The sequence below is a fragment of the Photorhabdus heterorhabditis genome (genome assembly GCF_018448905.1).
GTDB lineage: Bacteria > Pseudomonadota > Gammaproteobacteria > Enterobacterales > Enterobacteriaceae > Photorhabdus > Photorhabdus heterorhabditis.
This window is the reverse complement of sequence record NZ_RCWA01000016.1, coordinates 64,344-77,612: the sequence shown is the minus strand read 5'-3', so window position 1 is coordinate 77,612 and position 13,269 is coordinate 64,344. Positions and strand designations below refer to the sequence as shown.

Annotated in this window: 22 protein-coding genes; 1 reads left to right on the top strand and 21 read right to left on the bottom strand. The window is 43.7% G+C overall.

The annotated features are described in order from the left end of the window. The 6 genes from EAE89_RS12190 to EAE89_RS12165 all read right to left on the bottom strand — a co-directional run bounded on the left by EAE89_RS12190 (nt 1) and on the right by EAE89_RS12165 (nt 5,585). Nucleotides 1-1,641, bottom strand: coding sequence for a phage portal protein (locus tag EAE89_RS12190; RefSeq protein WP_214085945.1), 1,641 nt, complete (start codon nt 1,639-1,641; stop codon nt 1-3). Beyond that, on the bottom strand, nt 1,641-1,904 hold the full coding sequence (gene gpW / locus EAE89_RS12185) for a gpW family head-tail joining protein (RefSeq protein WP_214085944.1): 264 nt from the start codon (nt 1,902-1,904) through the stop codon (nt 1,641-1,643). Before gpW ends, EAE89_RS12190 begins: the two co-directional genes overlap by 1 nt. A gap of 18 nt (nt 1,905-1,922) precedes the next feature. Beyond that, nucleotides 1,923-3,902 carry a phage terminase large subunit family protein gene (locus EAE89_RS12180; RefSeq protein WP_214085943.1) on the bottom strand — a complete coding sequence of 660 codons (1,980 nt, stop codon included), beginning with the start codon at nt 3,900-3,902 and terminating at the stop codon, nt 1,923-1,925. After that, nucleotides 3,874-4,461: an RNA polymerase subunit sigma-70 gene (locus tag EAE89_RS12175; RefSeq protein WP_214085942.1), complete on the bottom strand. Its 588-nt coding sequence runs from the start codon at nt 4,459-4,461 to the stop codon at nt 3,874-3,876. The genes EAE89_RS12180 and EAE89_RS12175 overlap by 29 nt, the downstream gene beginning before the upstream one ends. Before the next feature lie 106 nt (nt 4,462-4,567). After that, nucleotides 4,568-4,924: a hypothetical protein gene (locus EAE89_RS12170; protein WP_214085941.1), complete on the bottom strand. Its 357-nt coding sequence runs from the start codon at nt 4,922-4,924 to the stop codon at nt 4,568-4,570. A gap of 7 nt (nt 4,925-4,931) precedes the next feature. Next, nucleotides 4,932-5,585 carry a hypothetical protein gene (locus EAE89_RS12165; protein ID WP_214085940.1) on the bottom strand — a complete coding sequence of 218 codons (654 nt, stop codon included), beginning with the start codon at nt 5,583-5,585 and terminating at the stop codon, nt 4,932-4,934. A 272-nt stretch (nt 5,586-5,857) separates the two neighbouring features. Between EAE89_RS12165 and EAE89_RS12160 the strand changes: the two genes are divergently transcribed. Then, nucleotides 5,858-6,262 (top strand): hypothetical protein, encoded by a 405-nt coding sequence (locus tag EAE89_RS12160; protein WP_214085939.1) that lies wholly within the window; start codon nt 5,858-5,860, stop codon nt 6,260-6,262. A 316-nt stretch (nt 6,263-6,578) separates the two neighbouring features. On the opposite strand, the gene EAE89_RS12155 is transcribed toward EAE89_RS12160, so the two are convergent. From EAE89_RS12155 to EAE89_RS12085, 15 genes are all read right to left on the bottom strand, one after another. Next, nucleotides 6,579-6,764 carry a hypothetical protein gene (locus EAE89_RS12155; protein WP_214085938.1) on the bottom strand — a complete coding sequence of 62 codons (186 nt, stop codon included), beginning with the start codon at nt 6,762-6,764 and terminating at the stop codon, nt 6,579-6,581. 72 nt (nt 6,765-6,836) lie between these two features. After that, complete coding sequence (locus EAE89_RS12150; protein ID WP_214085937.1) at nt 6,837-7,058, bottom strand: hypothetical protein; 222 nt, start codon at nt 7,056-7,058, stop codon at nt 6,837-6,839. Next, entirely contained in the window at nt 7,055-7,633 is a 579-nt protein-coding gene (locus EAE89_RS12145; protein WP_214085936.1) for a BRO-N domain-containing protein, read from the bottom strand. The genes EAE89_RS12150 and EAE89_RS12145 overlap by 4 nt, the downstream gene beginning before the upstream one ends. Before the next feature lie 164 nt (nt 7,634-7,797). Then, nucleotides 7,798-8,247: a lysis protein gene (locus tag EAE89_RS12140; protein WP_214085935.1), complete on the bottom strand. Its 450-nt coding sequence runs from the start codon at nt 8,245-8,247 to the stop codon at nt 7,798-7,800. A gap of 9 nt (nt 8,248-8,256) precedes the next feature. Beyond that, nucleotides 8,257-8,658 carry a structural protein gene (locus tag EAE89_RS12135; RefSeq protein WP_214085934.1) on the bottom strand — a complete coding sequence of 134 codons (402 nt, stop codon included), beginning with the start codon at nt 8,656-8,658 and terminating at the stop codon, nt 8,257-8,259. Then, nucleotides 8,655-8,972 carry a phage holin, lambda family gene (locus EAE89_RS12130; RefSeq protein WP_422615514.1) on the bottom strand — a complete coding sequence of 106 codons (318 nt, stop codon included), beginning with the start codon at nt 8,970-8,972 and terminating at the stop codon, nt 8,655-8,657. The genes EAE89_RS12135 and EAE89_RS12130 overlap by 4 nt, the downstream gene beginning before the upstream one ends. Nucleotides 8,973-9,251: 279 nt before the next feature. After that, nucleotides 9,252-9,845 carry a hypothetical protein gene (locus EAE89_RS12125; RefSeq protein ID WP_214085932.1) on the bottom strand — a complete coding sequence of 198 codons (594 nt, stop codon included), beginning with the start codon at nt 9,843-9,845 and terminating at the stop codon, nt 9,252-9,254. Between the two features lie 181 nt (nt 9,846-10,026). Beyond that, nucleotides 10,027-10,635, bottom strand: a complete 609-nt coding sequence (locus tag EAE89_RS12120; protein WP_214085931.1) for a recombination protein NinG — start codon at nt 10,633-10,635, stop codon at nt 10,027-10,029. Then, nucleotides 10,607-10,753, bottom strand: coding sequence for a NinE family protein (locus EAE89_RS23605; protein ID WP_339423222.1), 147 nt, complete (start codon nt 10,751-10,753; stop codon nt 10,607-10,609). The genes EAE89_RS12120 and EAE89_RS23605 overlap by 29 nt, the downstream gene beginning before the upstream one ends. After that, the gene (locus EAE89_RS24385) at nt 10,753-10,926 is read right to left on the bottom strand and encodes a ClpX C4-type zinc finger protein (RefSeq protein WP_214085930.1); all 174 of its coding nucleotides are present in this window, start codon (nt 10,924-10,926) and stop codon (nt 10,753-10,755) included. The genes EAE89_RS23605 and EAE89_RS24385 overlap by 1 nt, the downstream gene beginning before the upstream one ends. After that, nucleotides 10,923-11,366 (bottom strand): YbcN family protein, encoded by a 444-nt coding sequence (locus tag EAE89_RS12105; RefSeq protein ID WP_214085929.1) that lies wholly within the window; start codon nt 11,364-11,366, stop codon nt 10,923-10,925. Before EAE89_RS12105 ends, EAE89_RS24385 begins: the two co-directional genes overlap by 4 nt. Beyond that, the gene (locus EAE89_RS12100; protein ID WP_214085928.1) at nt 11,356-11,580 is read right to left on the bottom strand and encodes a DUF1187 family protein; all 225 of its coding nucleotides are present in this window, start codon (nt 11,578-11,580) and stop codon (nt 11,356-11,358) included. Before EAE89_RS12100 ends, EAE89_RS12105 begins: the two co-directional genes overlap by 11 nt. After that, on the bottom strand, nt 11,567-11,773 hold the full coding sequence (locus tag EAE89_RS12095) for a DUF551 domain-containing protein (protein ID WP_214085927.1): 207 nt from the start codon (nt 11,771-11,773) through the stop codon (nt 11,567-11,569). Before EAE89_RS12095 ends, EAE89_RS12100 begins: the two co-directional genes overlap by 14 nt. 1 nt (nt 11,774) lies before the next feature. Further along, nucleotides 11,775-12,479: a replication protein P gene (locus EAE89_RS12090; RefSeq protein WP_214085926.1), complete on the bottom strand. Its 705-nt coding sequence runs from the start codon at nt 12,477-12,479 to the stop codon at nt 11,775-11,777. After that, nucleotides 12,476-13,237 carry a replication protein gene (locus EAE89_RS12085; RefSeq protein WP_339423214.1) on the bottom strand — a complete coding sequence of 254 codons (762 nt, stop codon included), beginning with the start codon at nt 13,235-13,237 and terminating at the stop codon, nt 12,476-12,478. Before EAE89_RS12085 ends, EAE89_RS12090 begins: the two co-directional genes overlap by 4 nt. Between the last annotated feature and the right edge of the window lie 32 nt (nt 13,238-13,269).

Here is a 13,269-nt window from a genome sequence, read left to right as displayed (position 1 = left end):
TTACTCTACCTTCGGATCCTGAATAACTTTCTCAGCGGGAATATCCAATTGCGCCCAGCTTGGCAACGGCAATCCCCGTACTTTAAACCCTTCCACTTCTTGTTGCCGTTGGTCTAGTTGTTCCTCCCAGTCCTCCCCGGCATTTTCTGCCGCTTCTTTTTCCAGTGTAGATAGACCAGCATCCATCCCAAGAATTGCCCCTTTCTTCTCCGCCACAGGATCTACCCAGCCCCGGCCCGGACCCATCCATTGCGCACGGCAATAAGCAGCCCGTGCTTCCAGAAAATCAGGCGCGCCATCTGGCAACGGTAAATCTTCTATGTCGTGAATTTCTTCAATAAAAGCAGTCAGAATGGGTTGCGCAAAGCCGATTGAAAAATCATCACGGCGACGTGTCAAGGTTTTCCATGCTTCTAACATGGCTGAACGTGCCGAACTGTAGTTCACATCCGACCAATCTTGCGTTACTTGCTGAGTAGACAGTCCTGTTGCTGCCGCGATATTGCGTAGTGCCGCACTTTCAAAGCCTTCAAAGTTACTATGGGGCCGTGCTGCATTCACGGTATTGATACGCTCGCCGGGGTACAAAATTGGGAGTCGTGCCCCGTTTTGCAGAGATAAACGGCGATCATTGTGAAACTCAACTCGCCCTTGTTGATAGGCCTCTAAATTTTCATCTTCGCTTTCACCTAAAGCCGCTTCAACTAACGCAGGGTCATACGGGGATTCAATATAAGCGCCGAATATCGCATTTAATATTGCCGCTTCAAGTTCTGACTGGTCATATTTAATCAGCATTTTCAAACGCTGAACTACTGGAGTTAAAATGCCATTACCCCGATGTTGAGCACCGCGTTCGTGATCAAAATCATGCACAACATGTGGTCTGCCCCACGGTGTTTCACGAGGAATACGCTCCCACGTCATTGTCTTTGCACCGCTCCACCAGTCACCAATGTGAGCTTCCCGGATATGGTAAAACGTTGGTGCGCCGTCTTCGTCTATCTCTACACCACCTCGAATGTGCGGCATATCGAAATTCTGTTGGGGATTGCTCAGTCGGTCAGGGTCAACAATTTGAACCGTTGTTGCATAGCGGCCACGTCCCGGTCCTAACCTGTCGGTGCGGTACTGTAAAACGGCGAGCGCATCACCATCTAACAATTTGTGCCGGAACGCCAGTCGCAACATCTGTGAAACGGTTTGTTGTCGCTCAATATCGCAATAACGACCGGGATCATTCGCCCAGTTGCGCCAGTGAGCTTCTACAACCTTACGATATTCACCTGCCCATGTAGCATCGAAGGCTTTGTTGCCAGTCATTAGTGCCAACGCCCGGTAGTCTGGTTTGATAATCGGGCGGAAATTAGCCCCGATGGCATTATCAAGAACCCTAGTTATCGCACCACTAGCCCAACCATCATTACGTGCTAAGTCTCTGACGCGTGAGACAATCCGGTCACGGTAGATATTGATTTCGTTGTCTGGTGACCACAGCGCCGGTTGCCAGTTCGCCAATTGATCACTAGATGAATCAGCGGCGTCATACGGTACACGACTACCGCCGACCAGCATAGATAGCTTCGGTCGAGAGGGTGGCAGCGGTTGCCCGTCAGGGCCTAAAATTCTTACTGTATTCATCAGAACCTAAACCTTACCGGGCGACGCGGACGCGGTACAATGCCAAGTTGTGCCTGTAACAACTGAATCAGCGCCATCAGATCAGCCATTGATGATTGCTGATAAGACACTGAGCGGGTCCCGTCTCCTTGTGTGTATGAAAACGAAACGCCGCGTTGCCCGGATGCCAAATCAATGTAGGCTTGCTGCGCTTTCATCAATGCGTCTTGAAGTTGCTCGCGCGTCATTGCGCCAGCCAGCAAGCTGGTTTTGGAGTTAAACATAGTGATCCTTTGGAAATTTTAGGACGGCAAAAGCTGAGACAAACTTTTTCGTTTCGGCTTTTCAGGTTCTTGAATAATAACGCCGGGATATTGCAAGCTGATTTTTTCCTCTGGCTCAACCGTAGGGGGTAACAATCGGCCCGGATTTTCTGTGATGCTTGTCACTAGTGCATTCAGTTTCAACCCCATATGCAAGAGTCCACACAACGCGGCATACGCATAGACACGGCAGTCAAGCGCCTCGTTAGCACGGCCCGGCAATTGTTCCCAAACGCGGAACCTTTGCCCACCAGATTCTTTAAGCACCGAACGTTCAGCTAAAAGTTGACTGAAATAATTCAGGTCCCTATCTGCCGGAAAGTGCATATAACTTGCCGCCGCCTCACCCGCTGCGGGGGGATCAAGATGCAATCGCCCGCGGATAGTATCTTTAGCCGCATTGACGCCAAGAATAATGGGCTTGAAACTTGACTTAGTTCGTGAAGTGGGCTTTTTAGTCGGCCACACCGGGGAGCGTTTACCACCGCGTGCCGATTCTCCTTTTATCGCCCATATCCGGCGACCAATTCTAGCTTTGGAAAATTCGTAGACTTGTTGCGTATGGTGTCCGCCAGAGTCCATACATGCGGCCATAATCGTAAAGCCACGCCCATCCGCCCGCCGCCATATCTGTTTCAGGTAAGCATCTAAACGTTTCCACGGCTCATCAGTTTCCAAATCGCCTTCAATTACATCATAAGCAATAGACCAGCTTTCTTCATTGCGGCCCCAGCCAACAACTTCAATTTCGAATCTGTCATCTTGGGTATCAATACCCGCCGTCAAAACAGCTACGCCGTCAGGCACTTCGGCGGCAAAGACTTCACAGCGTTCGAGCAGTTTTCTTTCACTCAATGCCTTTTCTCCCCGATCTTCATACGGCTCACCCAGCACTAAGTTAATAAATGTCTGACGCATAAGAGGGTCATTTTTTACCCGTAACCATTCTGCAACTAAGTATTTCCACGCGGCGTTCTGAAACAAACTGTATCCCGCCCAGATATGAAATCCGGCATGACCTTTAAACGGCTTCGTTGCCCGCCACTCTCCGCGCTTCACCATGCCGCCTTTTTCGTTGTGATGGATCACGCAACCATTGTGACGACAAACGTAATATGCAGTATCAGGCAAGCCATTTCCGTTTTCGTCTTTGTCCCATTTGATCCCGTAGGGTGTATCCGGTCCGCCCCACTCTAATATCTGGTATTCATTACAATGTGGGCAAGGAACGTAATAGTAACGCTGGTCACTATCGCCGAACGACTTTTCAATCCTGCTTGTGCCTTTCACTGTAGGAGTTGAACCCAATACGATTTTGCGGTTCCAGAAAGTTTCAGAACGCTTTGTACCCAATGCTATCTGGTCACCTTCAGCGCCTGCACCGCCAGAAGGGTAACCATCAACCTCATCAAACAAGATAATCCTACATGTGATACGCCGGAACCCGCCCGGACTGTTAGCACCCACAAGCGTTAAGTTTGAGCCATTCAAAAACGTCTTTTTCAGAATGGTCTGATTACTGTTTTTGGCTTTTGGATCACCCGATATCTCTGCCAACACTGGGGTGTCACGCAGCATTGGGGCAATTTCCGTCTTACTGTAATCTTCAGCATCTTCAACGCGCGGTTGAACAACAAGAATCGGGGACGGGTCATGCGCCAGATAATAACCGACAACGTGATCAAGTATTTTTGTATAGCCGACACGCGCCGATTTCATAACAGACACATAGGTAACAGCCGGGTCCGTAACGGCATCCATCATGCCATCTTGATATGCGAATGAACGAAATCGCCCTGTTTGCGCACTGGTCTCTTTTGACAGTACAGCGTATTTATTCGCCCATGCGCTTAATGAAAGCGGTTCCGGAGGCCGGATATCAGAACGGCGCTCATATAATTCTTGTGTGAAATTTTGCCAGGCGGAGGCGTTAGTTTTCTCCTCTGTTGTTATTCTCATCAAGGCTTAATTCCTCCATCGCCTCGTAAACCACCTCCTGTAACGCTTGTACAAATTCCGTATCATTAGTGGTAGAGGCCAATACACGTAAGCGCGGGCCGTGTTCGGGAGCAATAGCGATTAAGCGAGTACGCATTCTTGAGTACTCTTGTCCAACAGCTTCAATCATGTCTTTATACGGCAGCACCTGACCGGATTTAATTTCGTACTCTAATTGAGTGAGCAACGCGAGAAAGTTTTCTTTTAACGTCCGGGCCTCATCGAATGTCATCGTTGCGCCCTTTTCAGCGATCATCCGCTCGACGATTTTTGTCGGCGACTCAGTACGTCCGCTGTCAGATTTGTTACCCTGAGATCTGTTACCTGACTTGTTACCCTGTTTGTTACCTGCTGCTTTTTTTTCCGGTCGGGTAACACTTTTCCGGTAACGCGCAATGTTGGTATTTGATGCCTCAACATTAATGTCGTCACCATCCGTAACCAGCCAGCCACGGGCTTTCCATTGGGTAACCGTCTTGCGGCTGACGCCGTGTAATTTGGCAAATTCTGACTGATTCATCTGTTACCTCGGTGTTACCTGTTACCTGAATTTCAAAATCTTATAGCTAGTGAAACATCGGGGCGCGCAATGCCCCTGAAATATCAATAACTTAGGAAGGACCCATTCAAATCAAATGAGAATTACTCTCGATTGATGTAGTGGTCCCTTGATAGTCTCGCGCATCTGCCATTTTGCCCTTGATTGAGTGAATGACTAATTTATCATCAAAACCAGTCACAATTATCTCGTTGTCATTCTCATGAACAATGTGCTTCATAGCATCAATGCATTCCTTTGTTACGTTTATGCTGACTTTACATTTGATGGATTTACCCAGTCGCTTATGCAACTCACGCACCATCACACCGGACAAAGATTTATCAGCATCAAATCCGCTTAACTCTGATTTCAGTTGATTAATTATTTCGTCAACTTCTTCTTGTGTGGGTAGTGTTACTGTTGGAATTAATTCATACCTCATTATAACCTCACTTAGCTGTCTTGATGGCTTCATCTAGAGCCTGGCTCATAGCTTGTGGCATTAATGCATCTGCCATTTTCATAGCACGTTCCTGATAACCCAAGATAGGTGCAACAGGTAATGCATCACCGAACCTGATGAGTAATTTTGGTGCGGGCTGCTTCTGTCTTTCTCTGCGAGTACCGTTCGGGGAACGCTTTAATCGCTTCTTGCTCTTCTTTCCTTTCTTGGCTTTCTTGGCTTTCTTACGTTTCCATACACCATCAACACCATCTATTGTACCAATGAATGTATCTGGCTTGGATTTCAGTTGCTGGAGCTTGTTACGTGGTAAGTTGCCATACTTGTTTAATTTGATGTTCTTCGGATTTAATAACGCGCTGCTATTAAGTTTATGTACCCCGCCGACTTCAAATGGCGTTAAGTAGCTTGCGGCAATATCACGAACAAAGACTTTAGCTTTCAAATTATTCTTGCTCGCACCCACAGAGCCCACCGACTTAACAGTAAAAGGATTCGGGTTATCCAACTTACGCTCAATCGCTTTTTTCTCAGCTTGTTCAATCTGCCGTGCAACTTTTGTTAAAGCTTGCGCTGTAGCAAATGGGATCTGCTTCTTTATTTGAGTCAGTTTATTAGACAGCTCTTTTAGTCCTGCCATCAGACCAACCTTAATATCCTAAGATATTTAGAATAAAGATAATCAATAGCTGGACAGGAAGACCAACTACAACAGCAAAGATTAAACCGCCAATGAACCCGCTTTGTGGGTTCCAGAATTCCCAAAATCTCACTGTCTTCATTTTATTCTCCATAATGCCACCAGCCGCTATGCCTGCTTTTAACCACATCAGGCGAGGTGGTTCTGTTGTACCCCTACAACAAGAAATCGGCTAATATTAACTCACCCCTACAAAAGTGAGAAATATCGATATGGATAACTACCCAAGAGAAATTCAACGTGAATTACTTGAGTTACTAGCCGACCCTGAATATCTAATAGGTCATGGGTTAATTACTGGCGGAGTAAGCAAAGAATTAGTAAACCCAAACTCGATAAAAATAACATCTGAAGGGATCGACTTTCTCAGAGATAATGGTGGCTTGGGTGCTATTTTGAATGTAACGGTAGTAAAATTTCATGACGATACAATAGAAAAAATAGCCCAATTTATAGAGTCGTCTGCTTTCCCAAAACAGGATAAAGAATCCTTTTTGAAGCAACTTCGAACCCTTCCCGCAGACGGAATAAAACATTTGATGACAAAGCTAATCGACCTTGGCCTGGCTCAAGGTCCTGCTGCATTTCAACTAATTTCATCAGTGTTCCAGTCTTAGAGAACTCATCATCATCTCTTAATTTTGTAAATCGCCCATAGCCAATTTCTTTTGACAGGAGAACCCAAAAGTCCTCCTGTTTATCGGTGTGTATGAAAAAACCATTTTTATGAAAGTAAGCGCTGTATATCGTTACAGATAACTCACCCATGCCATTAATATACATATCAACCCTCACTGACATTTCCAAACCTGAAACAGTTGGAATCAGAACTTTCTACTTTTCAGTCTGATAAATCCCTGGCATTTTAAATACCACACCGGAGTGAATAACTACTATCGAGCACTCTGTCAGCAGAATGCTCTGAATTAGTGACTACTCTTCATCTGCTGATGAAATCTCATCTTCATCAAACCAGCCTTCTGCTGCCCGACCGTCAGAGGCACGATAACTGATAAAGTAGTTATTGATGTGATTTGTATATTCAGCGCGGCCTTTGACTTCACCCACTTCAATGCTGATATTGATTTTGACAGCCTGGCCTAATTTATATTTAAACATTTGATTTTTCCTGTTTCTGATAATAAAAAAGCCTCTTAGTCAGAAGCTCATTAACATTAAGTTTTAAGTCTTTTATTGCGCTCTTACTTTTGGTTTCTCAGCCGAGTATTTACTCGCCCACGCTTTCGCTATGTTCAAACAGTCGTCATACATCTTGCCTCTTCTGCTTGCCGAAGAACTGCGGCGGTAATAATCCACCGCTTTATCACTTGCTATACACGCTATAGATGAAGAAAAGCCGAGCTTAACTAACTCGGCTTGTACGTTATTCGCTATGAATTGTTCGTGATTCATGTCTGCGGTTCTCCGCCAGAGAAGTCATCAAAGCCGGGCAACGTAAGCTGCGATAATTCCAGAATGGTTTGCTTGGCCTTGCGGAGTTTCTTTAGATGACGCTTACGAAGATTCATCATTTCACTACCCGGTCTACCAAAGTTGCTATAAGACCACTTATCAGCGGCAACTACTCGATTCTGCATCTCACTAAGTGTCAGTGACTTTAAGCTTTCCATGTCCATCAAAGAGAGATCTGTCTGACTCTCCTTGTCTGCCAAATCAAGTAACCACCGACGAAGTTGTTTGGCGACTTTTGTATCTGCCAACATGCCAAGTAAATGAGAGCCTCTGATAGAGAAAATTCTGACCTTCTTCTTACGTAAGCTATTGTTTATTCCAATGGTCATTGATTCAGTGACCATTGTCATATCGCTAGTGAACTCATCTTTATTTGAGTTAAAAAGGTTAGTTACAGACTTCTCATTTTTATATTCAAGCAATTCTGCAAGATGTTTGCTCGTGAACCAGGTTTTCCCATCATGATTATCAAAGGGGACAATAGTGTGATTTTTGAAAGTTAATGATGTGTTCATAGTATTACCCTATAGAAAGACGAACCTGTTCACACAGAAATACCGCCCGCAGAAATACCATTTAACGGTTTTCTCAGGTTCGCTTTCTGTAAGGCTCTGCGTTTAGAAATAGATGCGCGTGTGAATGCGCTAGATAATAAAAAGCCCCGGATTAAACGAGGCTGTTACTGACACTGAGTTTTGATGTAGTCCTGCAAGTATTTAGTTTGTTTCTCATTCTCAACAATCATTCTTCGGAGATCGAAATAATCTTGTTCAGCTGCCGGGTTAAATCGTGGGGTTCCTGCATGGCCCACGCTGCCGGAGGAACCAGTTTCGCTCTGACTACAGGTTGCTGCGACACGCAACCGGCGACGACCAGCGGCAACATCATCACGAAGAGCATCAATTTCAGATTTCGCATGAGCAAGCGCCTTTGTATGTTTATCATCCAACTCAGACAAGCGTTTTATCCGCTCCTGCTGGCTGACAATTTCATTCTGTTGCTCCAACAGCCGACTCTGTAGCTGAACTGTTGCATCAAGCTGTTTGGTATACTTACCGTAATAGTGATACGCCAGCAATGAAACAAGAGCCAGAGCAATGATCGTGTAACTATGAGAGTTAAACTTCATAATATCACCCTACAAAAGTGAAAATGCCTTATCAATCACCTCATTGCTATAGGGCTGGCTACCATTTTCCACTGTAATAATGGCCTTAATCAGTTTGGTCATAAATGCCTGATTAAATACATCAACAACCTGGTCGCGGGTAACATCGGTGTCTTTACACACACGATTAATATAACCCGCCGTATTATTTTCTATCTCTGGCGCCCATCGTGAAATGATGCCGCTGACAGTATTGATCCCGTATTTCCTGTTGTAATTCCGAATGACCTTTATCATAGCCCGAATACCATATTCAGGGCTGACAAACTGGCAGAAAGATTTATCGGTATGTTGTGATTGAGGAACCAGACCTTGCCAGTCATCACCCCAGCGAATGTTGCCAGGGTTATTGTTTCGTATGCCTCTTGTCATTTGTCATCACCAATACGTTTGTTAATGGCACGGATAGCCATTTCTCTGATTTTATCAACACCGATAAATCCCACAGCACCGCCGATCATCGGAGATACGGCGGAGGAAATACCGAACACCTCAATACCGCTGGATATCGCCCATGACAGAACTCCACATAACAGGCATTCAGCCCATTTGTTTTTACATTCCACTCCGTCATAAATCAGACGTCCCCAACAAATTAATATTGCGGCTGCCGTGCCAGATACTTGCGGCCACGAATGTTTTAAGCCGTCTATTAATTCAGCCCATAAATCAGGATTATTTTTCATCTTCATATTTCCACCCCCGCTGGGGATTAAGTCCCCGTTAAACGGGTGTGAAAAGAAAAAGGCCACACCGAAATGTGACCTGGAATTGATGCCACATCAGCCATTAGACAGACTGAAACTTTTATCTGAGAACGGGGAATGTGGGCTTTATATTCGATGTGTCTTTGTTGATGAGGCTCTTTCGCTTCTTGCTCCGAGCATAAATGAAAAAGTACTACTTAATTTCTCAAAAATCAATTAATTTAAAAATATTTTTTCGATAATTGTGAACAATAAAAATTAACCCTCAATTTCTCGTTTAATAGCGTAATACATTTCTGACTCCAATAGTTCCTCGCACCAAACGACTCGTTTTCTTGCGTATTGAATGTCGCACCCAGTCAAATAAGAAAGCTCACGCGCGATCTTTTGCGGGTTTTTGCGCTCACAATATCGTTTAATTGCAATATCCCGAATGGGATTACCCTTTTTAAAGGTTTTATTTAATACCTTTTCAATAAAAGCGGCATCATCTGATTCTTTGGCGAGAGTAATGATGTCGCTTAATGATTGTTTTGGTGAAAGAATATCTTTAGCTTTCTTAAATAGCTCTTCTCCACGATATCCAAACTTATGCAAGTCTTTCACTATCTTAATGATCCGCTGGCCTTCTGTGTCACTCCATTCAGTGCGAATCATAAGACGACCAATAACACTGCATTCACTACTAGGCTCCTCTCTTCCGCTGTGTTGTTTACCCCATATCATCAGCATATAACGAACCCAAACGCGTTGGCTTGGAGTTATTGTTTTCCAGCCTTTCCCCCATGCTCTGCGAAGATCTTTATTATTGGCAATATAGACCAATAATGAGAATGATTCATTGTGCCTCATCAATTACCCCCGGAGAACTGAATGATATTTGTCATATTTTATTGAAAACATGACTGAGTGTTTTTTGCCTCTAACAATCCGATCCTGAATCACTTTTAAATTATATTTGCATTGCAAAACAGCAAATGACCGCCCCGTAATGCTCTTTCTAAAGCGAGCTTCTTCTATTGCCGCTTCAATATCAGTGAAGATTGTCATAGCTTAATCTCCTGAGTTTCTTCAATTTCTCATCAAACTCAGCTTTGATCGCTTTGCATTCTTCAATAGTCCATCTATGCCGTTCATGATTACTCTCGATATCTTCAACAACTTCAATGCCGATGCGATCAATAAGCTCAATCCGATATTGAACAATATTCCCTGAATGATGCCGATTACAGACAGTGCATTGTTTATGTATTTGTCTTATATCAAATCGTAATTGTTGCGCTGCTGATGTAGTCCTGTAATGTCCTGCGTCCCATTGTGATGAGTCTGTAGTGCCGCATGAAATACACGGCTTATCTTTGTCGCGGTAACGAATATATGCATTAACAGAACGTTGGGCTTGCTGAATAAAATAACTGCGGGGCTTTACTGCTAATCGACGGGCTTTAAGTTTATCTTTCTTCTCTGCTAATTCTTGTTGCTGCTTCTTTTTAAGTTCCCGCTCTGCTTTTTCCCGGTCCCTGTTTCTTTTTTTAATTGCTAATTTCGCTCCGTGCTCTGGATTACACCAATATATATTCGAATATTTTGGCATAAACCATTCACAACATATTTTACACTTTCTCCTTGATGACTTTTTCATTTCTATTTCTCCGTCTATCCCACTTTGCACGCAGAAGCTGATAAACATAATCAAACGTTTTAACTTCCGATTCAATGGGAACTGGTTTTGATTTTTTATTAGATGGGACTTTATAGATTAGATTATTGATGACTCATTTATTTCATCCGACTTTCTATTGATTAATACATTAACGCATTGGATAATACACTCATTACAAATATCACTGTTATTCATTCCTGAGACTAAATGATTAACTTCATCTTGTGATTTACCACAGAAGTTACACCAATGTTTATTACCTGCTATCATTTATCTTGCTCCTGTTTTAATTTCATATATTCGCTATTTTCCGGGATAGTCACAAAACAACCAATACCCGCAGCCCATTGCTCAACTTGCTCCATAAATCGAAACATCTCGCCAGTGTCCAATTTAGATGTGTGCCGGAGCGTCCTGACATGCTCTACTTCCTGATTACTGAAATCCACGCGATCAACAACTTCATAGCCAAGGAACGTATGTTTAAGCATCTCCTTAACTTCTTCTGATGAATACGTTGCGCCATTTGCACACAAATAACGGCTTATCTCACCGAACCACATATGAGCCGTTGCATTTTGAGATAATGATCGGGTGTTTCTCCAGGGCTTGATGATAATTCGGTGCGGCTGTTTCGTTTGAAGTGTTTCTTTCAGTATTTCCCATGCCTGTGATTTATTAGATTCGTGAAAACAAAAATCAGCTTCCATCTAACCCCCCTTTATTTACTCGCTTACACGAAAAATGACTCAACTCCACTCTCACCTCTTCTTCCAAAACGTTGTTAAATACACGACGTTTCCCGCCAATCATCTTCAAACACTCTGTTTTTGATAGCCTCTTGTCAGAGTAACGCATCCAATTGACAGGCAATCCACCCGCTTTAGTGATCGTGGCTGAAATGATGTATTTACCTTTTATCATTATTTGTCTCCGGTAGACTTGGCATCGGTTGCCAGTGAGTTACATTATTTTCATAGCGGCACAATACATTGTCATAAAAACGCTTATCACCATAATGCGAAAGATAACCCGCTGATACCCAACAACCCAATATAACAATCAATACCAGGTTCGTATCATCTGGCAATCTTTCATCAACACTTATCCATTCCATATCAAAAGTCCTTCTTACATGAATCTAAATTAAATTTCCGTCTAATTTCCGCGAGATGATTTAATGCCCGTTCCTGGCTTGTCGGTATATGCAGCTTTGGGATCTGCTTAACTGGCGCGGGTATTTGCTCCCCTGATTCCATTCTCCGCGACATAGCAATAAGCTCTTTGCTGCAACGCTTACGCAACTCAGACTCAGTTAAATTCAGTCCGCGCATCTGTGAGTATAATTTAGTGACAATCCAGTAACAGGCATTTGACTGCCAGGGGTAATTCTCAGCAGAACTGTATAGCCCACGCTTTGCGCTGTAGTCCATTACTATTTCGTATAATTCTAACTCATCCGGCAAACCAGCATTTTTGATACCGCCTTGCTTGCACCACTGAATAAATTGACCTGGCGACGGCAGAAATGGCGTATCTTGCTGCCTGGCGATCTTCATTCCGGCATTGACCTGCTCAACGGTTCTAATGCCATTTTCAGCAAAAGCGAGAACCCATTGCCGCCGCAGTTCGTTAAAATCGTCCTGTGTTTTGATATTTGCCATCAGAGCCGGAAAAGCGCCCTTTAGCTGGCGAAATAACTCATTGAAAATTTCAGCAGCTTGTTTTGTGACTTGTGTTCCCTGTTGTGGCTTTTGAGATCCGGCCATAGCCTGCAAAGCTCTGCTATCCCGATTCTGTACCACGGTAGCAAGATTTCTCATATCGTTAGCCCGTCTATCCAGTCCGTATTATTAAAATCCAGACTCTGCTTAGCACGCGGTGGATATTTTGGCTTGAATAGCCCTTGCCACCCGTTTGCTATGCTTGTGTTAATTACATCAGCCGGATCATGCCCCTCGTCAAAACATTCCTTCAGGAAATTAAGCGCTTTAGTAACCGTGATCTGGGTTTTAATCGGCTTGCCAGATTGCTGGCGATAACTCACCCATTCCGCCCATGACTCAGAATTTAGCCATTCTGGAATTTCAATCGCTGTTGGATCGAATTTAGTTTTTGGCTTTGGTTTTGGTTTTGGTTTTTCTGGTAAAGGGGATATAAGAGGATCATTAATTTCTTTTTTCTTTTGTATAGTTTCTTTTGTGTTTAGCTGACTTGGCTTATCACTATTAGCCGACTTAGCTAATGTTTTATTAGCTGACTTGGCTAATGTTTCGCTAAGTCGGCTAATGTCGGTATTCCACTCAGAAACAATCTTATTTATTCCTATTTGATTTCCAGATAACACAATGATTTTCATTGCAATCATTTCATTTTTTGCTTTACATACATGCGTATGATGAATACCCGTCATCTCCGCTATCTGAGTATTCGTTATTCGGTCTGTTTTCTTACAAAAGCCATATGTTTTTCTGATAATCGCTAATGCAACTTTTAGTTGCCTTGCCGTTAAATCAGCGCTCATTATTGCTTCAAGCAGTTCATTAGCGATACGTGTATAGCCATCTTCAACATCAGCCACTTTAACAACCTCCCTGCGGGGTGCGGGAAAAT